General features: G+C 47.1%; 18 protein-coding genes and 1 pseudogene. 7 read left to right on the forward strand and 12 right to left on the reverse strand.

From position 1 onward, the window contains the following. Positions 1–23: 23 nt before the first annotated feature. The gene (locus AC5ZC7_RS13210) at positions 24–1,202 is read right to left on the reverse strand and encodes a THUMP domain-containing protein (RefSeq protein ID WP_496161778.1); all 1,179 of its coding nucleotides are present in this window, start codon (positions 1,200–1,202) and stop codon (positions 24–26) included. Positions 1,203–1,282: 80 nt separating this feature from the next. Between AC5ZC7_RS13210 and AC5ZC7_RS13215 the strand changes: the two genes are divergently transcribed. Continuing rightward, positions 1,283–2,314: an exo-alpha-sialidase gene (locus AC5ZC7_RS13215; RefSeq protein ID WP_496161779.1), complete on the forward strand. Its 1,032-nt coding sequence runs from the start codon at positions 1,283–1,285 to the stop codon at positions 2,312–2,314. Here the strand turns inward: AC5ZC7_RS13215 and map are convergent, their stop codons facing one another. The 6 genes from map to AC5ZC7_RS13245 form a co-directional block, all read right to left on the reverse strand. Continuing rightward, complete coding sequence (gene map / locus AC5ZC7_RS13220) at positions 2,315–3,079, reverse strand: type I methionyl aminopeptidase (RefSeq protein ID WP_496161780.1); 765 nt, start codon at positions 3,077–3,079, stop codon at positions 2,315–2,317. It abuts the gene before it with no gap. A gap of 37 nt (positions 3,080–3,116) precedes the next feature. Then, positions 3,117–3,548, reverse strand: a complete 432-nt coding sequence (locus tag AC5ZC7_RS13225; protein ID WP_496161781.1) for a preQ(1) synthase — start codon at positions 3,546–3,548, stop codon at positions 3,117–3,119. A gap of 85 nt (positions 3,549–3,633) precedes the next feature. Further along, the gene (locus tag AC5ZC7_RS13230; RefSeq protein ID WP_496161782.1) at positions 3,634–4,164 is read right to left on the reverse strand and encodes an RNA 2'-phosphotransferase; all 531 of its coding nucleotides are present in this window, start codon (positions 4,162–4,164) and stop codon (positions 3,634–3,636) included. Then, positions 4,142–4,711 (reverse strand): riboflavin biosynthesis intermediates N-glycosidase, encoded by a 570-nt coding sequence (ybiA, locus tag AC5ZC7_RS13235; RefSeq protein ID WP_496161783.1) that lies wholly within the window; start codon positions 4,709–4,711, stop codon positions 4,142–4,144. Before ybiA ends, AC5ZC7_RS13230 begins: the two co-directional genes overlap by 23 nt. Continuing rightward, the gene (locus AC5ZC7_RS13240; RefSeq protein ID WP_496161784.1) at positions 4,701–5,564 is read right to left on the reverse strand and encodes a TIGR02452 family protein; all 864 of its coding nucleotides are present in this window, start codon (positions 5,562–5,564) and stop codon (positions 4,701–4,703) included. Before AC5ZC7_RS13240 ends, ybiA begins: the two co-directional genes overlap by 11 nt. Positions 5,565–5,832: 268 nt before the next feature. Beyond that, positions 5,833–7,398 (reverse strand): c-type cytochrome, encoded by a 1,566-nt coding sequence (locus AC5ZC7_RS13245; RefSeq protein ID WP_496161785.1) that lies wholly within the window; start codon positions 7,396–7,398, stop codon positions 5,833–5,835. A 243-nt stretch (positions 7,399–7,641) separates the two neighbouring features. Here AC5ZC7_RS13245 and AC5ZC7_RS13250 point away from each other — a divergent pair. The 5 genes and pseudogenes from AC5ZC7_RS13250 to AC5ZC7_RS13270 all read left to right on the forward strand — a co-directional run. Beyond that, positions 7,642–7,713: pseudogene (locus tag AC5ZC7_RS13250) on the forward strand (hypothetical protein); the annotation flags it as partial. Positions 7,714–7,856: 143 nt separating this feature from the next. Further along, the gene (locus AC5ZC7_RS13255) at positions 7,857–8,534 is read left to right on the forward strand and encodes a DJ-1/PfpI family protein (protein WP_496161786.1); all 678 of its coding nucleotides are present in this window, start codon (positions 7,857–7,859) and stop codon (positions 8,532–8,534) included. A gap of 213 nt (positions 8,535–8,747) precedes the next feature. After that, positions 8,748–10,106, forward strand: coding sequence for a Gfo/Idh/MocA family oxidoreductase (locus tag AC5ZC7_RS13260; protein ID WP_496161787.1), 1,359 nt, complete (start codon positions 8,748–8,750; stop codon positions 10,104–10,106). A gap of 159 nt (positions 10,107–10,265) precedes the next feature. After that, on the forward strand, positions 10,266–10,685 hold the full coding sequence (locus tag AC5ZC7_RS13265; RefSeq protein ID WP_496161788.1) for an SRPBCC family protein: 420 nt from the start codon (positions 10,266–10,268) through the stop codon (positions 10,683–10,685). A gap of 25 nt (positions 10,686–10,710) precedes the next feature. Then, a complete protein-coding gene (locus AC5ZC7_RS13270) occupies positions 10,711–11,163 on the forward strand; it encodes a MarR family transcriptional regulator (protein WP_496161789.1) in 453 nt (150 codons plus the stop codon). An 84-nt stretch (positions 11,164–11,247) separates the two neighbouring features. Here the strand turns inward: AC5ZC7_RS13270 and AC5ZC7_RS13275 are convergent, their stop codons facing one another. From AC5ZC7_RS13275 to rhaT, 5 genes are read right to left on the reverse strand one after another with little or no spacing between them, the layout of a single operon-like run. Beyond that, the gene (locus tag AC5ZC7_RS13275) at positions 11,248–12,183 is read right to left on the reverse strand and encodes a prolyl oligopeptidase family serine peptidase (RefSeq protein WP_496161790.1); all 936 of its coding nucleotides are present in this window, start codon (positions 12,181–12,183) and stop codon (positions 11,248–11,250) included. Between the two features lie 34 nt (positions 12,184–12,217). After that, a complete protein-coding gene (locus AC5ZC7_RS13280; RefSeq protein ID WP_496161791.1) occupies positions 12,218–13,615 on the reverse strand; it encodes an FGGY family carbohydrate kinase in 1,398 nt (465 codons plus the stop codon). A gap of 14 nt (positions 13,616–13,629) precedes the next feature. Then, the gene (locus AC5ZC7_RS13285; RefSeq protein ID WP_496161792.1) at positions 13,630–14,904 is read right to left on the reverse strand and encodes a TIM barrel protein; all 1,275 of its coding nucleotides are present in this window, start codon (positions 14,902–14,904) and stop codon (positions 13,630–13,632) included. A 35-nt stretch (positions 14,905–14,939) separates the two neighbouring features. After that, positions 14,940–17,066 carry a bifunctional aldolase/short-chain dehydrogenase gene (locus AC5ZC7_RS13290; RefSeq protein ID WP_496161793.1) on the reverse strand — a complete coding sequence of 709 codons (2,127 nt, stop codon included), beginning with the start codon at positions 17,064–17,066 and terminating at the stop codon, positions 14,940–14,942. Positions 17,067–17,086: 20 nt separating this feature from the next. Beyond that, on the reverse strand, positions 17,087–18,142 hold the full coding sequence (rhaT, locus tag AC5ZC7_RS13295) for an L-rhamnose/proton symporter RhaT (protein ID WP_496161794.1): 1,056 nt from the start codon (positions 18,140–18,142) through the stop codon (positions 17,087–17,089). A 180-nt stretch (positions 18,143–18,322) separates the two neighbouring features. Here rhaT and AC5ZC7_RS13300 point away from each other — a divergent pair, with 180 nt between their 5' ends. Then, positions 18,323–19,354, forward strand: coding sequence for a GntR family transcriptional regulator (locus AC5ZC7_RS13300; protein WP_496161795.1), 1,032 nt, complete (start codon positions 18,323–18,325; stop codon positions 19,352–19,354). The last annotated feature ends 4 nt before the right edge of the window (positions 19,355–19,358 follow it).

The following is a 19,358-nucleotide window of genomic DNA, read 5'->3' on the forward strand; positions in this document are numbered from 1 at the left end:
ACCGCTAATAGCTAAAAGCTATCCTACTGTGCCAGTTTTCGTGCATCGCGGGTGCCGGCATAGAGTTCATATTCGAGCAGGCGGCAGTCGATCGTACTGTTGTAAAATTCTATTCTGCGTTTGGCTTTCAGGCCTATTTTCTTGGCCAGTTCAAGGTTACCGGTAAATACGTAACCATGATAACCACCACATTTCTGCTTTAAGAAATCACCAATGCGGCCGTAAGTTTCTTCCAATGCTTCAATTTCTCCCAAGCGTAAACCGTACTCTGGGTTCATATATACCACGCCGGCAGCGCCTTCCGGTACTTCTGTGCTGGCGAAATCGCATACCCTGAATTCAATCAGATCTTCCACACCGGCTGCCTTGGCGTTTTTGCGGGCGTTGACGATGGCCATATCGCTGAGATCTGTGGCGATAATGCGCAAACCAGGTACCTCTACGATTTGTTTTTCCAACAGGCCTCTTTCGTTGAGGTATACTTCTTCCTTAAAGCCATCCAGGTGCATGAAAGCATAGTTATCGCGGAAAAGTCCCGGGCGGCTATTGGTGGCGATCAGTGCAGCTTCGATGGCAACGGTACCGGAACCACACATCGGGTTGATGAAGGGGCTTTTGCGGTCCCATTTGGAGGCCAGGATGGTAGATGCGGCCAGCGCTTCCAGCATGGGCGCCCGGCCGGGTATTTTACGATACCCGTGGCGGGCCAGTGAATCGCCGGAGGTATCTATAAATATTTCTGCGTTTTCATTTTTCCAGAACAGGTGAATAACGGCACCGGTGAGCTCTGCTCCTGTGGAAGGGCGTTTGCCGGTTTTAGCGCGCATACGGTCTACCACAGCGTCTTTTACCCGCAGGTTGGCAAACATGCTATTGTTGATCGATTCATTCTGCACATTGCTGGTAATGGAGAAATAGCCATCGGCTGGCAGGATCGTTTCCCACGGATAGGTATGCAGCTGGCTGTATATTTCATCCCCATCGAGTGCCTCAAATTGCTTCAGGCTATAAAGTACCTGGCTGGCGCAGCGCAGGTTCAGGTTCAGACGGATACATTCATTGAGAGAAGCATTCAACCGTACACCGGTAACGAATGTTTCTTCCACGACAAATCCCAGGTCTTTCACTTCCTGTTCCAGGAAGGGTGTCAAGCGTTTGTTACAGGTGATTGTAACGGTTCCCTTTGTTGTATATAATGACATAAGGCGGCAAATTTACCATTCTTTATGATAATCCCCTTGCATTCCTTAATTTAACGGGCACACTTATATCCCATACTCATATGCGACACTATATTTCCCTACTTTGGATGATGGTACTGTATGTGCCACTCCAGGCCCAGGTGAAGGCCTCCCTGATCAGCAACCAGCTGATAATGCCGGTCCCCGTAACGCCGTCCAGTCATGCGTCTACGATCACCGCTCTTCCGGATGGCCGGTTGATGAGCGCCTGGTTTGGCGGTAAAGAGGAAGGTAATAAAGACGTGGTGATCTGGAGTTCCGTTTATGAAAACCATCAATGGCTGCCACCTGTACAGCTGGCAGATGGTATCATTAATGATCAGCTCCGGTATCCCTGCTGGAACCCGGTATTGTTCCGTACCAGGGCCGGATTGCTTTGTTTGTTTTATAAGGTGGGACCTAACCCACGTGAGTGGTGGGGCATGGCCCGTTACAGCCGGGACAACGGCCAAAGCTGGTCTTCTCCCGAAAAACTACCGGACGGCATCCTGGGACCTATTAAAAATAAATGTATACAATTGGCCGACGGACGCCTGCTACATCCGTCCAGTACAGAAAGCGTGAAGGGCAATATCTGGGTATCGCATATGGAAATCAGCGACAGTACCGGGCATCAGTGGCAAGCGGTTCCCGTGCCATGTGATACATTCGGGATTATTCAACCTACCCTTCTTCATCATGCAGATGGCCGGTTACAAGCCTTGTTCCGCAGCCGCCAGAATGTGATTGCACAAAGCTGGTCCGACAATAATGGCAGCAGCTGGAGTACGGTCACCGGTTTATCTTTGTTGAATCCTAATTCCGGTATTGATGCCGTGACCCGGCCGGATGGCCTGCAGGTGCTGGTGTACAACCCTGCACCCAGTGGAAAAGATTGGTCGAATGGCCGTAATGAGCTACGGGTGGCTGTTTCCGTAGATGGTCTCCAATGGAAGGATGTATATGTACTGGAGAAACATAAAGGCGGCGAATATAGCTATCCTGCTATAATCGCCACCGCAAATGATTTGGTGCATATTACCTATACTGATAACCGGAAAAATATCCGGGCGGTTACCTTACAACTGAAATAATCAATTCCATATTTCATTGGCAGCCGTCAATATCACGGGGTCCTGGTCGGTCACCACAATAGTATGTTCATGCTGGGCTACGAAGCCACCTTTGTTACCGATCAATGTCCAGCCATCCTTGCTTTGGTTGGCAAAGGACGAGCTGGTAGAAATAAAGGTTTCAATTGCTACTACCGCATTCTTTTTAAAACGGGTTCTGTTGAAGCGTACATAACAGTTGAGAATATCGTCCGGGGCTTCGTGCAAACTTCGGCCAACGCCATGTCCGGCCAGGTTGCGGATCACGGTATAGCCCGATTTACGGGCTTCGCCCTCAATCAGCTTTCCTACATCTGCTACACGGGTACCTGTTTTAATATGGTGAATGGCTTTGTGAAGGATTGCTTTGGAAGCATCTACCAGGGCCTGGTGTTGATGAATGTCTTCCCCAAGTACAAACGATCCACCATTATCTGACCAATATCCATCCAGTTCTGCAGATACGTCAATGTTGACAAGGTCGCCCTCCTGCAATATCTTTTTCTCCGAAGGAATGCCATGCGCAATTTCATTATTCACGCTGATACAAGTCCAGCCGGGGAAACCATAGGTCAGGCGGGGAGCTGATTTAGCACCGAGTTGCTTTAAAATTCCTCCCCCATAATCATCCACTTCCCTGGCAGTCATACCAGGGCGGGCATAATGTCTCATTTCCTTCAGCGTGATGGCTACTGCGTCACTCACTCTTTTCATGCCATTCAATTCAGCTTCTGTAGTTATTGACATATCTTTTTTTATTAAAAGTACGAAAATAGCTTTTAGCTTACATCAATATGCCCCATTCGTCATCGCGCTCCGGGTAGTCTTTAAAGCGTTCATCGCCGCCCCTGTCTTTCCAGTCGGAATCTATTACCAGTTTGGAACTGATCCCTCCGCGTGGGTTACAGATCAGCGTTATGCGCAGGCGATCTGCCTCGTACACTTCCATCATGTGATCATAGATAATGTTAATGAGGCGCTCATAAGACACGATGATATCACGCAGGTGATAAACGTACAGCTTGAGGGACTTCAGTTCTATGATCTTATTCTTTGGATAGAAGGTGATATATAACTTTGCAAAATCTGGCTGTTCCTGCACGCCGAGGAAAGTGAACTCTGGTACTTTTATCTTCATCTCATACTTTTCCTTAGAGGGGTTAGGCAGTCCTTTCAGGATTGTTTTATCGATGTGTTGATAGAGTTTCTTTGACATAATATAATGGCTTGTGGTTGATAGTGGCCGCAAAAGTAATATCTCTCCTGCTCAATTCTTGCTACAATCTACGCAAGATAAGATATTACTGAATATACTTTGCCGGTACTTCGTCTGTAAGCCAAACTCCATTGGCGGATACATAAAACGGAATCCCATCCCGATGCATTTGTCCGCTGCAAATAGTTAATATTTTAGCGACTCCTCTCCTGCTGCCTACATTTTCAGCGGTACCCAGGTTTTCTGACAGATGTACATGATGGCGGTTCATTCTTTGCAGCCCATTTGTTCTGATGGCTTTCATAAATTTATGAACGGTGCCATGATAGAGGAATTCCGGCGGCGTGGCTTGTGGCAGGTCCAGCGATACGTTGATGGAATGCCCCTGGTTAGCGCGGATGCGGGTTTTATCTTCATTAAAAGCGAAGCGTTGCTTATCATTTTCGGCGACTACTATTTCCAGTTCCGCAAAAGTAATGCTGCGGCCATGGGCTTTGCATTGTTGCAGCAGGGTGGCTACATCCGCCCAGCCATGGTCGTCCAGTGTAAGTTGTATGGTTTCCGGGTTATGCCGGAGAATAAGACTCAGGAATTTACTGATTGATTTTATGTTCATGTGATTTCAATTGATCCCTTGCGGTCATGAGTGCATAACCTAACAGGTTATGTCCCCGCCACTGTAAGGGGTTCTGTACATGTTCGTTGGTGGCGGCCATACCGATGCCCCAGATACGGTCCAGGGGACTGGCTTCTACCAATACGCGGTCATGTGTGTTTAGTAAAAAAGTTTTCAATGCCGGGTGTTGCGAAAATTTATGATAATTTCCGGCTACTACCAGGTCAAATTTATGGGCATCCCAGGCGGCGGCGTCAAAATTTTTCACCTGCCGGCCCAGTTTCTTGGCCTGTGCGGGCGATCCTGCCTGTAACACTTTTTCAAAGATATCCTGATCTCCGAAAAGTTTGGCTTTACCTGCCATCATCCAATGTTCGGCGGTGGCATAGGTACGACGGTCAACCGTAAACGCGGCCGGCCACCACTGACTAAAACAGCTCTGGGTAACGCTGCCGTCGGCTGCTGCGCGGTGGCCCCAGAAAAACAGGAATTTTATTTTCTCTTTGGCTTCATACTTTGCGATGAGCCATTGGTTACTATACGGCATGTGGTGTAAATTTATTTTTAAAGGCCTCCAGGTTAAGACGGTGTTCTGATGTATCATACACCGCAAATACTACTTTTTCAAATGCATTTTTGAACGTTTCATTCTCCTGTATATGCTGTGCAAACCAGTTCGCTATCTCCACCGGATTGTTCCGAAATACGCCACAGCCCCAGGCTCCCAGGATAATGGTCGTTTGTTTATTGGCTACTGCTACTGACAAAACCTTTTCGATCCGCGCAAGCATTACGCCTTCAATTTCGTGTAGCCGGTGCCGTTCGTTGTTCTTCACGGCGCCTGCATTAGCTGCAGGTGCAGTAATGACAGATACCCCGTAAGGTGCATCCAGCACGACATCACGGTCGTCCCTGAAAACGGGTACCAGCGGGGAATAAATCATATTGTCTGTATACAAACAGGTATCGTTAGCGCGATTAATATCGTACATGGCGCGTTTGGATATCAGTGAGGCATACAGCCCGCTGGCCCTGGCCAGTGCTTCTTCCTGCGCCTGTGCACCTCCCAGGAATCCGCCACCCGGATTTTTAGCGGAGGCAAAGTTCAGGCAGCAAACATTAGCGCGACCTTCGTCTACTATTAAACGACGTGCTGCTGCAAAGGTAGTTTCGTTCGTCACAGCGATATCCACCGGCCGAACAGGCGCTGCTTTCAGCAACTGATCTCTTTGGGCAAATACGGTATCAAAATCTTCTGGTCGGTAGTGAACGGTATTGGCAACGGTATATCGTAATGCAGCACTGATGTCTACAGATATTTGTTGGAGGTTTTGATAATAGCCAGCCTCAATAATGTCCAGGGTTTCGTATGCGATCACCGCTCTATGGCTTTTTTTCATCTCGTTTTAGTTGTTATCAGGATTACGGGATATTAAGTGGGGGTTAACCATTCCATAATAGCTGAAGGGTGTTAAAATTTGTTTACGTCAATATGACGCAAAGTAAAGGAATATTTATTTATTCACCATATTTTTTTTCGGGAGATGGGAAATGCGGTGAGGGGAAAGGTGGCGGAGAGCGGTAAGCAATAGCCTTAGGCGGGAAAGAAGCTATTATAAAAAACGAACGGCGTTTCCGGTGAAGAAAACGCCGCCTAATGCGAATAATCTATTGCTGTATCAACCCTGGAGCGGGTACCGGGGATCCCGGTAAACGCGAAGTATCCCCATCTCCCCCACAACCGCAATCTATTCCGGAGGGTTTTAGCTTTTCTGTTGCCTTAATCAGGTCATCCACTTCCCGGATATCTTTTGCGTTCTTTGCGTCCTTTACTTTCAGTGAAAAGCCCGTGCTTTCCAGTTGTTCCGTAAAGCGATTAAAGGCTGCTTTATCGGACGATGCAACCGTAATAGTTAACTGTTGAAGTTCGCTGGTTTCGAAAACAGCTGCTCCAAAGAATAGCGCATCTCTGGATTCATTTGCAGCAACGATATAGGCCTTCCGATTTTGTGGCAGTGGTATATCGGCAGCACCCTTATAAAAAACGTACTCCTCCTGACTTCCTTTCAGCAGGCTGCCGAAAAGGTAAATTTTGTCTTGCGGGATTACCAAATACACCTGGATATTTTCTTTGACTGTTCCGGTTACCCGTACACTCAACTTAGAGTTTTTGAAACCGGGCAAGTCTTCCAACGGAATGTCTATATTATACCATCCGAAAGTATTTATCTCAAAATTATAATACTTATTGTAAAAGTTTCCGGAAGTTGCTATGGCAGGCTGATCTGAGATACTATCTGTGGGATCGGGGGGAATGGGCCTGGAACCAGTAACTATACCCCTACTTTCGGTTACTGATGAACCGTTACCAGATATCAATGCATCTCTTTTACGATATAACTTCTGAACAGCGTTTAAATAAAGGGTACAACTATCGGCTATACGGCCAGTTTTATTATATCCGTCCAGATCTATTCGTTTGCTTTCATTCTCAATAAAATCCAGCAAGTCATGCATAGGTTGTCCTCGCAATTGAGGGAACCTTGTCATTAATGTTTTATTGTATTCATTAAACTGATTATTGGCATAGCAATCACCAGAGGCCAACACCGCTGGGTTATCCACAATAAAATCTTCCAGCCATTGAAAAGAGTGGCGGGCGGTAGTATGCAGTAATGGCGGACCGGTTAGTTTTCTATCAATGGCATGGCAGGAAGTACAATGTTCCTGGTATATGATATTCCCTGATTGCAAGCGGGCCGTTTGCTCATCCGGCACCAAATCCTGGGCACCCGTCCAGTTGACCGCACTGTCCTTCGTATATTCTCCTTTGAACAACTGCATACCTTTGGTGATAAAAGGAGTGGGTAGCTTTACTCCTATCGGCTTTACAATAGCCGCATCGTCGTGGTTTACCGGCGCTATATAAATCATGCCGCCGCTACTCAATGGCTGCCCGTTACTTTTGGTATATAATCCCGCCTTCACGATATCAGCAATCGTATAGGCTTCTTTCACTTCCAGTTTTACCGTATGCCCGTTTTTAGTACTGATAGCACCGGCTTTGATATAGATGTTGGCGCCCTTGGTTGTTTTCAGCACCGTATCGATCCGGGTATCGATATTAAAAAATTCAGATGGCAGCAAATGAGTAAGAGATGATGGCACTTCGCTACGGTTATTACAGGCTACACAACCCAGTAGCAGGAGACAATACAGCAGGTATTTATTCATAGACAGGAGATATTCAGGTGATAAATATACGTCCCCTTTGCGGGTTCACCTGTTGTATTCCCTACTTTTTTATCTTGATTAAAAAAAATCGTATAACCTCCAGGGTTAGTATTAACTTAATAGGCATTATATCATGGCATTATGGAACCTGGTTGTAGCCGGTGAAATGGAACTGGTCCCGAAGGACCCGATGGCAACTATGTCAAAAAAGAGGAAGACAAACGCGACCTATGGGTCAAAACGTTTTCTGAAGTCACCGGACGCAACCTGGCGCCGTTCTTTGAAGCCTGGGCATTCCTGTCAGCAGCACCGTAAAAACGGAATTAAGCCGTTTACCTGGCTGGATGCCATACAATTTTCCGTCTCAATACTGATGTTCCATATCCTATCTACGGCCGCCGATAAACATCGGTGGCCTTTTTTTTGTTAACATAGTACACCCTTTAAAATTTGGTTCCATGCAGGTATTAATTGTATTGACATCGCACGATGAACTGGGAAACACCGGCCACAAAACAGGCTTCTGGATAGAAGAATTTGCGGCGCCGTATTATGTGCTGGCAGATGCTGGTGCAGCCATCACACTGGCCTCTCCGAAAGGTGGTCAACCTCCCATTGACCCCAAAAGTGAACTGCCCGAATTTCAGACAGCAGACACCAATCGTTTTAAACGGGATGAAGCGTTGCAAAAAAAACTGGCGCATACCGTAAAACTAAACGAAGTAGATGCAACTGACTATGATGCCGTATTTTATCCTGGTGGTCATGGTCCTTTATGGGACCTGGCAAACGATCCCAGTTCCATCGCACTTATAGCATCATTTTACCAGCAGCATAAGCCCATCGCCTTTGTATGCCATGCACCGGCGGCACTGGTAAAAGTGAAAGATGCACAGGGTAACCCGGTGGTAAAAGGAAAAGAGGTAACCGGGTTCAGTAATACTGAAGAGGAAGCGGTACAACTTACCAACGTAGTGCCGTTCCTGTTAGAAGATGAACTGAAAAAACTCGGAGGCATTTACAGCAAGGGAAAAGACTGGCATCCGTATGCATTAAAAGACGGGCTGCTGATTACCGGCCAGAACCCGGCATCGTCTGCGGAAGTGGCTAAAATATTGATGGAGACACTGGCCTGATGCGGTTTATTCCTCATCATATTTTGCCACACGTCCTGTCCATGTAACCCTTAACGGCGGTAGCGGCGTTAGCCGTCCTACCAAAAGAATTTAATGGACGAGAACTGGTTTAGTAATATTATTCGCAGGCTATAATTTCTTCGCCTGATTGACTATCTTTCTGTCCTGTTGATTACAGGACACCTATTTCTTATTGTAAACCATTCCACGATTATGGAGCATTTTAACATTGCACGCCGTCGCTTTCTGAAAGGGGCCACGGCCTCCCTCGCACTTGCGGCCATAGGCGCCAGCGCACTCGACTTCATTTATCCGGACAAGCCCTATCGTGTAGCCCTCATTGGCACTGGCTGGTACGGTAAAAGCGATTTGTTTCGCCTTATCCAGGTAGCGCCCGTACAGGTGGTTGCCTTATGTGACGTTGACAAACAAATGTTGCAGGCAGCAGGCGACATGGTCCGGAAACGGCAGGCTTCCGGTGCTACGCCGAAGTTATATACCGACTACCGCAAATTATTATCGGAAAATGAACTGGACATTGTATTGATAGGTACGCCGGATCACTGGCATGCCTTACAAACGATAGCTGCCCTGCAGGCAGGTGCACATGTGTATGTACAAAAACCCATCAGTGTGGATGTAATAGAAGGAGAAGCCATGGTGGCAGCGGCCCGTAAATATAACCGGGTGGTTCAGGTAGGCACCCAACGGAAAAGTACTCCCCATCTCATAGACGCTAAAAAAAATATTGTAGATGCCGGATTATTGGGGAAGGTATCCCATGTAGAAATGTGCTGCTACTATCATATGCGTAACAATGGCAACCCGCCGGTGCAAGCGGTACCGGATTACTTCGACTACGACATGTGGACCGGGCCCGCTCCCCTGCGTCCTTTTGATGGATTACCACATGTGCGATGGTGGCGCACTTTCATGGAATATGGTAATGGTATTATGGGCGATATGTGTATCCACATGTTCGACACCGTGCGCTGGATGCTGCAACTGGGATGGCCCAGGCGCATCAGCTCCACTGGTGGCATTTACGTTCAAAAAGAAGGCAAGTCTAATATTACTGACACCCAGTCCGCCATTTTTGAATACGATGGACTTAACTGCGTATGGCAACACCGGACCTGGGGCACACCGGCTGATCCCAAATATCCGTGGTCATTTAAGCTGTATGGAGAAAAAGGTACGCTCGCTGCCAGCACCATGTCTTACGACTTTATCCCGGAAGGCAATGGTACCCCTATCCACCGGGATGTAGTATACGAAAAGGAAAAGTACCCGGAAGACCTCACTGAACCCGCTATTGAACTGAATGCGGCACCGGCTACCCGCCTGCATATGCTTAACTTCCTGGGTGCTATTAAAAATGGCAGCAAGCCCGTGGCGGATATTGAAGAAGGTCATATTTCCACTGCCAGCTGCATTCTTGCTAATATCTCTCTTCAAACCGGCCGACCCGTGGTATATGATCCACATAAACGTATTATTACCGGCGATCCCGCTGCTACAGCGCTGTTACAACGCCCCTACCGTGGCCCCTGGGAGCACCCGCAGGTATAAATAAGCAGAAAGCTGAAGGCAGAAAGCAAAAAAGCTATTGATGCGATTAAGTAACCAGATAAGATACCTATTCTTATCCGAAATAATAAATTTGATTATTATAAGTGTACTTATTATATTTGCACTTATAAATAATTACTTACTTCAAAAAACAAGTTTATGTGGTCACAATCTCACACTATCGTCACTAAGGAAGCTACCAAAGAACAAATGTGGAAACTATTTGCAGACGTCAATAACTGGCATACCTGGGATAGCGGCATTGAATATGCCAAACTGGATGGCCAGTTCGAACAGGGTAATTACTTCCTGCTGAAACCGAAAAATGGTCCCAGGGTGAAAATCCAGTTATGGGAAACTGTTCCCAACAAAAAATTTGTAGACCTCACCCGCTTCCCGTTGGCTAAAATGTACGGGGCACACACCTTTGAAGAAACACCCGAAGGTTTGAAAATAACCGTTACGATGACCGTATCTGGCGTATTAGGATTTTTGTGGAAGAAGATAGTAGCGCAGGATATTGTGAATCATTTACCGGAAGAAATGGAAAACCAGGTGCGGGTAGCGAGCAAACTATAATTACTTTTGGAGAAAAAAAGGGAAGATGAAAAAAGAGGATAATGTCTTTACTGTAGCATCAGCGGAGGAAAGCCCTGGATTCCTGTTATGGCAGGTAACCAGCTTATGGCAAAGGGAGATCCGGAAAGCGCTGGAAAAATACGACCTTACGCATTCCCAGTTTGTGCTGCTGGCCAGTATTATGTGGCTCTCACAGCAGCACGAACCGGTAACGCAAATCCTGCTCTCCGCCCATTCGAAAATAGATCCCATGACCACCTCTACGGTGTTGCGTACCCTGCAAACAAAAGGGTTCCTGGAAAGAAAGGAACATGCCACGGACACCCGCGCCAAAACAGTAGCGCTAACGGCTGCCGGAGACAAGATAACGCGACAGGCCATCAAAATAGTAGAGCAGTTCGACAGAGATTTCTTTGAACCACTGGGGGTTAAAGTAGGCGAATTTAATCGCAAACTACGGATGCTACTGGGACAATGAATAATTCCTCTGCGCCAGGGCTTTAATCTCCAACTGCTGTTTACCATTTAGTAATCGTGTATACTTCTCCGTTACAAAACCGGGTTAGTATAACTGTCCTGTACCTCCCTGTAAGAGCGGGTTATCCGGGTTCAGCATGCCAGTGCGGCCCAACCATTTCATCACGGTTTGCATCCATACATCAATGGGCAGCTTCAGTACAAAACCGTGATCGCCTTCCGGATAGACATGCATTTCTGCGGGCACATGCTGGTGGCGCAAAGCCTGGTAAAACAGTAAGGTATTATCTACGTCTACTGTTTTATCGTCTTCCGTATGAAATAATAAGGTGGGTGGTGTTTGCGGTGTTACCTGCCGGTCGTTGGAGTAGTATTTAACGGTGAGTTCATCCGGATGTTCTCCCAGTAAACGTTTCCGGGAACCGGGATGTGAGAGATTCTTTTCCATGCTGATCACCGGATATATGAGGATCATAAAATCCGGACGCAGGTTAAGTCCTGCATTGGCGGCCAACACGGGGCGATCAAAATGAGTACCTACGGTAGATGCCAGGTGGCCGCCGGCAGAAAAGCCCATGATACCTACCCGGTTGCTGTCAATATTCCATTCTTTGGCATGTGCGCGGATCATTTTCATTGCTTCCTGTGCATCCTGCAGGGGGCCGCTGCTTTTATCCGTCATGATGTTATCAGCTGGCAGCCGGTATTTGAGAACAAAGGCGGCAATGCCTTGTTTCACAAAGTATTCAGCGAAATTGATGCCTTCCTTTTGCAGTACCACACCACCGTAGGCCCCTCCCGGGCAAATCAATACGGCGGTACCGGTAGCTTTGTCTTTGGCCGGTATATACGCCGTGACCGTGGGTACACTGGTACGCATACGGTTGTTTTCCTTATCGGTGACCTCTTCATCCGGTGTAGCAATGCCACCGGGTGGCAGACCAGGATACAAGGGCATTATATTTTGCGCATGGGATAAAAAACTAACAAAGCTGAGGAGAAAAATAATGAGGGCACGCATAGAATAATTATTGACCATAATAGTAATGAAAAGTCTATAAAGTTACATCATGTGTGACCGAATAATATTTCAATTCTATCAGGTTGTTAGGTAATGGCTGGCTATTCCAGGCAGTATGGATAGCGAGTGCCGCTCCCATGGCAGTGGCCTGCGCCATGGATGCAGCAAAGATTTCTATCTCCGGAAAATGTATGGCCAGCAAATTCATATAAATCACATTTTTGCTGAAGCCACCGTCTACGAATATACGTTTCACGGGCGCTCCGTTGAGCACTCTTTGCGTGGCAATGCATTGTTCGTTGGCGATATCGAGCATCAATTGATGATAGGCTTCGGTATCAGAAGCAAAGGTATGCAGGTCTCTCTGCCCGAATACAGAAGCTTCGGATAGCTGCGGATCCGGTCTTCGCAACAGCTGATCCTGCTTATTCTTTTCTTTCAATTGCCGGATAATATTTCCGTCGTAAACGATATTGCGATAATGACCCGGATGCTGATTGAAGTGCGCTGCTATCCGCTTTACCTGTTGTTCATGTTCATACCCGGCAAATAAGCGGGAAGCCTTCACCGGCTTACCCTGGAAGGTCAGGTAACATAAACAGTCGGCGGCCAGCTCTTCTTCGGTGAGTGGTGTATCATTAAACGGATGCAGACTGATACACCAGGTACCGGTAGATATCAATACAAATGGCTCCTGGAAGTTCAGGAGGTAGGGAATCAATGCGGCAGAGCTGTCGTGCAAACCAGTGCCGACCGCGTAGTTATTCCCCGGAAATGCAGCAGGCATCACAGCGGTAGACGATAAAAGAGGCGCCAGCTTTTCCAGCGCCCCCTCCTTTATCAACCACGTATGATAGTCTTGTTGTTGAAAGTTCCACAAATTGGTATGGCATCCGATGCTGGTAATATCAGAACAAGCCACACCTGAAAGCAGGTAGCTCATATACTGGGGCAAATGCAGCGCATACTTTACTTGCTGAAAAATGGCCGGCTGCGTATATTTCAGCCGGTACAGCTGCATACCGGAGTTGAGACTTCCCAATACCGGCGATGCCGTTTGTACAGAGACTTTTTTCTCTCCACCATAAGCTTGATAAAACTGTTCCCGTAATGCCACCGGATATTCTTTCAGGTAATTGTACAGTGGTGTTAATGGGCGCCCCGCTTCATCTATGTACACCATGCTGGCGCCATAGGTAGAAAAATTAATTGCCCTGATCACGATATCCTTTCTTCGGAATACTTCTCTCAAAGAATCAAATACAGAGAGACGAAGACTTTCCAGGTTTTCACAGGGCGCTCCATCTTCATCCACGGTTTCCGTAAAACGGGCTGTCCGCTCAAAGACAAGCTGGTACTGCTCGTCAAAGAGAAACAGTTTCTTGTTGGTTTTACCAACATCAAAGATGGCTATAACGGGAATTTCGCTCATAAATACTTTTGAAATTACAGGCCGGTGGCCATTACTTTATTACCTCTTTCCCGGATCAGTTGTTCTCTTATTTTCTCTGCCCGGTACAGTGCGAGTGGCTGCAAGGCACCGCCTGCCTGCAGTCTGGCTGCTGCTACCAGGGCGCGCACATCAGTGCGAAAGGCTTGTTGCAATACTTCCTGTGCCGTTACCACATCATTGTTTTGTTGTGCCGTATATAATTGCTTACGGTCTACCAGCAAGGCCTGTGCATAGCTGATCATGATGGCTTCTACCGACTGCAGCAGGTCTTCCAGCGGATCTTTCACATTATGCGAGGCATCTATCATCCAGGCCAGGTCAGTATGATGTGTCATATTGCGGGCATCCATGCCTTCCACCAGTTCGTTGAAGATCAGAAACAGTTGGTATGGTTTGATGCTGCCAACGGTAAGGTCATCATCGCCAAACTTGGAATCGTTGAAATGAAAGCCACCGAGTTTGCCTTCCATGAGCAGCAGCGATACAATTTGTTCGATGTTGGCATTGGGCAGGTGATGGCCCAAATCTACCAGGGAATAGGCTTTCGGGCCCAGTTTATTGGCAAACAGCAGCGACTGTCCCCAGTCGCCTACCGTAGTGGAATAAAAGTTGGGTTCTGCCGCTTTGTACTCTACAAATATCTTCCAGTTATCAGGCAGGGCGGCGTAAATTTCGTGCAGGCTTTCCAGTGTGTGCTGAAATGCATGCCGGAAATTCAGTTGTCCCGGAAAACAGGAGCCATCGGATAACCATACTGACAGTACATCAGCGCCAAGTGCCACGCCTTGTTCTATGACAGCAATATTATGCTCAATGGCTTGTTTACGCACGTCCTTGCTGACATGTTGTAGTGAGCCAAATTTATAGCTAAATGCTTGCCCTGGTTGATCCTGGAAAGTATTGGAATTCATGGCATCGAAGCGAAGTCCGTGTTGCGCCGCCACGGCTTTGATGTGTGCCGGGTTATCCGGTACATCCCAGGGAATGTGCAGGGAGATAGCGCCACTGGATTGATTCAGCTGGTGCAGTAATCCCACGTCGGCTATTTTTTCCTCCAGGCTGCGGGGCTCTCCGCCGCCGGGGAAGCGTCCAAACCGGGTGCCACCCGTTCCGAGCGCCCAGCTGGGAATGGCTACCTGGAAATCCGCCAGTTGCTGCACAATAGCCGCTGCATGGGGTATTTCACTTGCCAGGTAGTTGAAAGCACGTTCATGTGCGGGTAACAATACCTGGTTATGTTCGTTTATTTTATAGGATGTCAATTGCATAATGATCGTTTTTCACCCCCAATAAAACAGGGTTTTTATCTTACAAAAGCCATGGCTACTCCACCATCCACATTCAATACATTACCAGTAGCTTTATTCAGCAGTCCGCTTACAAACGCGTAGCAGGCGTTGGCAATATCTTCAGGAACGATGATTTCGTTTAGCAGTGTACGTTTGGCGTAAAATGCAGGCAGCTCTTCCACCTTTACACCGTAGGCTTTGGCGCGGCCTTCCGCCCAGGCGCCGGCCCATATTTTACTGTCGGAAATAACGGCATCCGGGTTCACCACGTTAACGCGTATACGATCTTTTCCCAGTTCGGCAGCATTGAGGCGGCTCAGGTGTAACTGGGCGGCTTTAGCAGAACCATAGGCGGCATTGTTAGGGCCGGAAACGAGTGCGTTTTTGCTGACGATATTAAGCACATCGCCACCGGTACCCTGTTTACGCATGATGTCCACCCCGGTTTGTGTTACCAGGAATTGTCCTTTTACCAGCACATCATATAACAGGTCCCAATCTTTTTCTGTGTGATCTTCCAAAGGTTTGGAAATAGAGAGTCCTGCGCAGTTTACAATAATGTCTACGCCGCCAAAAGCCAGCACCGCTGTATTGAAGGTCTGATGGATCGACGCAGCATTTGTTACATCCAGCAAGTCTGCCGCAAACACATCTTTCCCGAATAATTTATTAAAATCTTCTATGGCGGTAGCGAGTCGCTGTTCATCATTATCATTAATCACTACTACTGCTCCTTCTTCTGCAAACTTTTTCGCAATGGCTTTCCCGATACCGCCGGCGCTGCCTGTTACCAGGGCTATACGGCCGGTAAGTGCTTTCGGTTTAGGCATACGTTGCAGTTTGGCTTCTTCCAGTAACCAGTATTCAATATTAAATGCTTCCTGTCGCGGCAGGGATGTATATTCCGAAATAGCCTCCGCTCCTTTCATTACATTAATGGCGTTGATATAAAATTCTGCCGCTACCCTGGCTGTTTGTTTGTCTTTCGCGAAAGTAAACATCCCTATGCCCGGGTACAGAATCACTACGGGGTTAGGATCCCGCATAGCAGGGCTATCCGGGTGTTTGCAGGTATTATAGTAGTTGCGGTACATCTCCCGGTAAGCATCAAACAGTGGCGCCAGGCTGGTTTTCACAGCGTCTACCTCCTGCAGGGAAGCATCCGGAGCGAGGTTCAGTACCAGGGGGCTTATTTTAGTACGCAGGAAATGATCGGGGCAACTGGTACCTAATGGCGCCAGGCGGTCGAGGTCCCGGGAATTGATAAATTCGAGTACGCGGGGATCATCGGTGAAGTGTCCCACCATTTTTTGCTGAGACGAGCAGTAACCGCGTAAAACCGGCACCAAAGCAGCCGCCTGGGCCTTGCGTAGTTCTGGCGCCAACGAAGCGATTTTTGCGCCTCCAAACACCGGTTTTGTGCGTCCTATGTTTTCCTCAAGATAAATGGCACAACGTTCTATTACTTCGAGGGTATTAATATAGCTTTCATAAGCGGTATCACCCCAGGTGAATAGTCCGTGTGACCCCAGCATGATACCACGGATACCCGGATTTTCATCGAGGCATTGTTTCAGTTGCAGTCCCAGGTCGAATCCGGGCTTTTGCCAGGGCACCCAACCGATGGTGCCATTGAATAATTCCTGTGTGATTTTTTTCCCGTCTTTCGCTGCGGCAATAGCAATAGCTGCATCAGGGTGCAGGTGATCAATATGTTTGAACGGAAGAAATCCGTGTAGTGGCGTATCAATAGAAGGAGCTTTGGAACTGAGGTCGTAGATGCAGTGATTAAATAACTCCACCATTTCATCTTCGTGAGCAATGCCGCGGTAGATATGCTGCAGGCTGCGAAGGCGATCAACATATAACGCTGCCAAACCATTTCTTTTCAGGGTACCGAGGTCGCCGCCGGAACCCTTTACCCACATTACTTCTACCGGCTCGCCTGTCAGCGGGTCTTTGGCCATGGCTTTACAGGAAGTGTTACCGCCGCCGTAATTTGTTAACCGCAGGTCGGCCCCCAGTAAATTGGAGCGATAGATCAGGAGGGCAACTTCATCGCCCGCCATACCAGCTGCCGTTGCTTCGTCCCATAAATAACTGACATGCCTGAATTGCGTGGTAATTCTATCTAAAGACATACTATATAAAATTTTAGCGTTTAATTGGTTAATGAATTACCATATCCCACCAGTACAACAGAAAGAATGATGGTAAATATACCCAGGGAAATAGTAGCGAATGTTTTACTGCTGGCGTTCTTCCATTCCTTCAACACAAAACCCCACATGCCGGAGATGAGAATAATAAAGGCCATGTGCAGGATCCAGGAGCTGGCATCATTTCCCAGCTTACTTTCTCCCATACCATAGAAAAAAAATTGCAGGAACCAGGTAGTACCGGCGATCGCAGCAAAGAGATAATTCCTGACCAACGGTGTTTCTTTATTCGTGTAATCGTTGAACGACTGATTCCGCCTATTGAGGATCATACACCAGGTAAAGTTGGTAGTGAGCCCACCCAGCATGATGATTACAAAAATAACATTGTTCTTGAACAATGGGTTCACATTGTTAGCTACGGCAGCTTCTCCCATGCTGCCTCCTGCGGAAATGGCAAAGCTCATGCAGGCGCTCAGGATACCCGAAATAATAGCCACGATCAATCCTTTACGCAGGTTAAACTCCTTTATAGCGGCTGTTTTTTGTTCCTCAGACAACTCCCGTTCTTTTAATACCCCTGCCCTGCCGCAGATAGCAATACCTGCCAGGCATACCACTACGCCCATCAATACAAACAAACCTTTGGTGGAATGCAGCATGGCGCCGAATGTATTCGGATCACTGGTAAATAAGCCACGGTAAATGGGTGGTATGAGCGCTCCGAAAGCAGAACAGAATCCCAGGGCAACCGCCATTCCTAATGACATGCCCAGGTAGCGCATCGATAACCCAAAGGTTAATCCACCAATGCCCCATAATACGCCCAGGAAATAGGTCCAGAAAAGTACAGGACCTTCAGTACTGCCTATTATACCCATAAAGCCGGGGACCGTTAGCCAGGCAGCCACCAGCGGCACTACCAGCCAGGAGAATATTCCTCCCACGATCCAGTAGCTTTCCCAGCTCCATCCCTTCACTTTCTTATAAGGGATATAGAAACTCCCGGAGGCAAATCCCCCGATAAAGTGGAATAAAACACCCAGTAAAGCCTGCATAACAAGTATGTAATTTGTAACGTGGAAAACTAATGTTTCATAAAAATAAAGCTTGTATCATTTCAAACTGTCATGCACTGTCATGCTTCCAATATCGGCTACCAATTGTTGAATTAAATGACTATCATTGTCGGGAAAAGTTGCTGACAGCAAATTCCACGGGACTAACACCTACTGCGCATGAAACAACATCCGATTTTTAAATACCTTTTTATAGATGACTTCTCTGCCACTCCTAAGTATTTCCAGCTGGCCAACTCCATTATTAAAGCTATTGTAGATCAGAAAGTACAACAGGACGATATTTTGCCGTCCATCAATGAAGTCAGCTATGCGTTTGAAATATCAAGAGATACCGCAGAAAAGGCCTACAAATATCTCAAAGGCCTGGGGATACTGGGGTCCGTGCCAGGTAAAGGATACTACGTACAACATACCAATCTTGACCAGCAATACAAGATACTACTCCTATTCAATAAACTGAGCGAACACAAAAAAATCATTTATGACTCCTTCGCGGATAAATTAGGAGAACAGGCCAACATCGATTTCTATATTTATAACAGCGACTTTAGCCTCTTTAAAAAACTCTTGTCGGACAACATACAGGAATATACACATATCGTCATCCTTCCGCATTTCCGGGAACGCTGGGAGCACGTAGATGAAGTGATTAACACCATCCCCAAAGAGAAACTGATTTTACTCGATAAAAAACTGAAGGGGGTTACCGGTGAATATGGCGCAGTGTATGAAAATTTCCAGGAAGATATTTATGGTGCCCTGGAACAAGCCAGGGATAAGCTGCAGCAGTACCATACCCTGAAAATTATTTACCCGGAGAACACCTATTACCCGGAAGAAATCTATGAAGGGTTTGTACAGTTCTGTCAGAATTATGCGTTCAACAGTAAAAAGGTCAATGAGATTGAAATAGAAGATATACAACCGGGAGATGTATATATTAACCTGCGGGAAAATGACCTGGTATTACTGATAGAAAGAATTATTTCTTTGAATTTGCAGATAGGAAAAGATGTGGGCGTTATTTCCTATAATGAAACGCCACTAAAAAAATTCATTCTGAACGGTATCACTACTATTTCCACCGACTTCAAATGTATGGGGGAAATGGCGGCACAACTGATCCTGGATCATTCCAGGGCACAGATTGAAGTACCGTTTTATGTAACCATGCGGGCTTCGCTGTAACTTA

This window comes from Chitinophaga sp. 9-1-y, from assembly GCF_059511905.2.

Excerpts from the sequence above, each read along its gene's own strand:
- AC5ZC7_RS13210 (WP_496161778.1), bottom strand. The coding sequence starts at position 1,202 with ATGTCATTATATACAACAAAGGGAACCGTTACAATCACCTGTAACAAA.
- AC5ZC7_RS13215 (WP_496161779.1), top strand. The coding sequence starts at position 1,283 with ATGCGACACTATATTTCCCTACTTTGGATGATGGTACTGTATGTGCCA.
- map (WP_496161780.1), bottom strand. The coding sequence starts at position 3,079 with ATGTCAATAACTACAGAAGCTGAATTGAATGGCATGAAAAGAGTGAGT.
- AC5ZC7_RS13225 (WP_496161781.1), bottom strand. The coding sequence starts at position 3,548 with ATGTCAAAGAAACTCTATCAACACATCGATAAAACAATCCTGAAAGGA.
- AC5ZC7_RS13230 (WP_496161782.1), bottom strand. The coding sequence starts at position 4,164 with ATGAACATAAAATCAATCAGTAAATTCCTGAGTCTTATTCTCCGGCAT.
- ybiA (WP_496161783.1), bottom strand. The coding sequence starts at position 4,711 with ATGCCGTATAGTAACCAATGGCTCATCGCAAAGTATGAAGCCAAAGAG.
- AC5ZC7_RS13240 (WP_496161784.1), bottom strand. The coding sequence starts at position 5,564 with ATGAAAAAAAGCCATAGAGCGGTGATCGCATACGAAACCCTGGACATT.
- AC5ZC7_RS13245 (WP_496161785.1), bottom strand. The coding sequence starts at position 7,398 with ATGAATAAATACCTGCTGTATTGTCTCCTGCTACTGGGTTGTGTAGCC.
- AC5ZC7_RS13255 (WP_496161786.1), top strand. The coding sequence starts at position 7,857 with ATGCAGGTATTAATTGTATTGACATCGCACGATGAACTGGGAAACACC.
- AC5ZC7_RS13260 (WP_496161787.1), top strand. The coding sequence starts at position 8,748 with ATGGAGCATTTTAACATTGCACGCCGTCGCTTTCTGAAAGGGGCCACG.
- AC5ZC7_RS13265 (WP_496161788.1), top strand. The coding sequence starts at position 10,266 with ATGTGGTCACAATCTCACACTATCGTCACTAAGGAAGCTACCAAAGAA.
- AC5ZC7_RS13270 (WP_496161789.1), top strand. The coding sequence starts at position 10,711 with ATGAAAAAAGAGGATAATGTCTTTACTGTAGCATCAGCGGAGGAAAGC.
- AC5ZC7_RS13275 (WP_496161790.1), bottom strand. The coding sequence starts at position 12,183 with ATGCGTGCCCTCATTATTTTTCTCCTCAGCTTTGTTAGTTTTTTATCC.
- AC5ZC7_RS13280 (WP_496161791.1), bottom strand. The coding sequence starts at position 13,615 with ATGAGCGAAATTCCCGTTATAGCCATCTTTGATGTTGGTAAAACCAAC.
- AC5ZC7_RS13285 (WP_496161792.1), bottom strand. The coding sequence starts at position 14,904 with ATGCAATTGACATCCTATAAAATAAACGAACATAACCAGGTATTGTTA.
- AC5ZC7_RS13290 (WP_496161793.1), bottom strand. The coding sequence starts at position 17,066 with ATGTCTTTAGATAGAATTACCACGCAATTCAGGCATGTCAGTTATTTA.
- rhaT (WP_496161794.1), bottom strand. The coding sequence starts at position 18,142 with ATGCAGGCTTTACTGGGTGTTTTATTCCACTTTATCGGGGGATTTGCC.
- AC5ZC7_RS13300 (WP_496161795.1), top strand. The coding sequence starts at position 18,323 with ATGAAACAACATCCGATTTTTAAATACCTTTTTATAGATGACTTCTCT.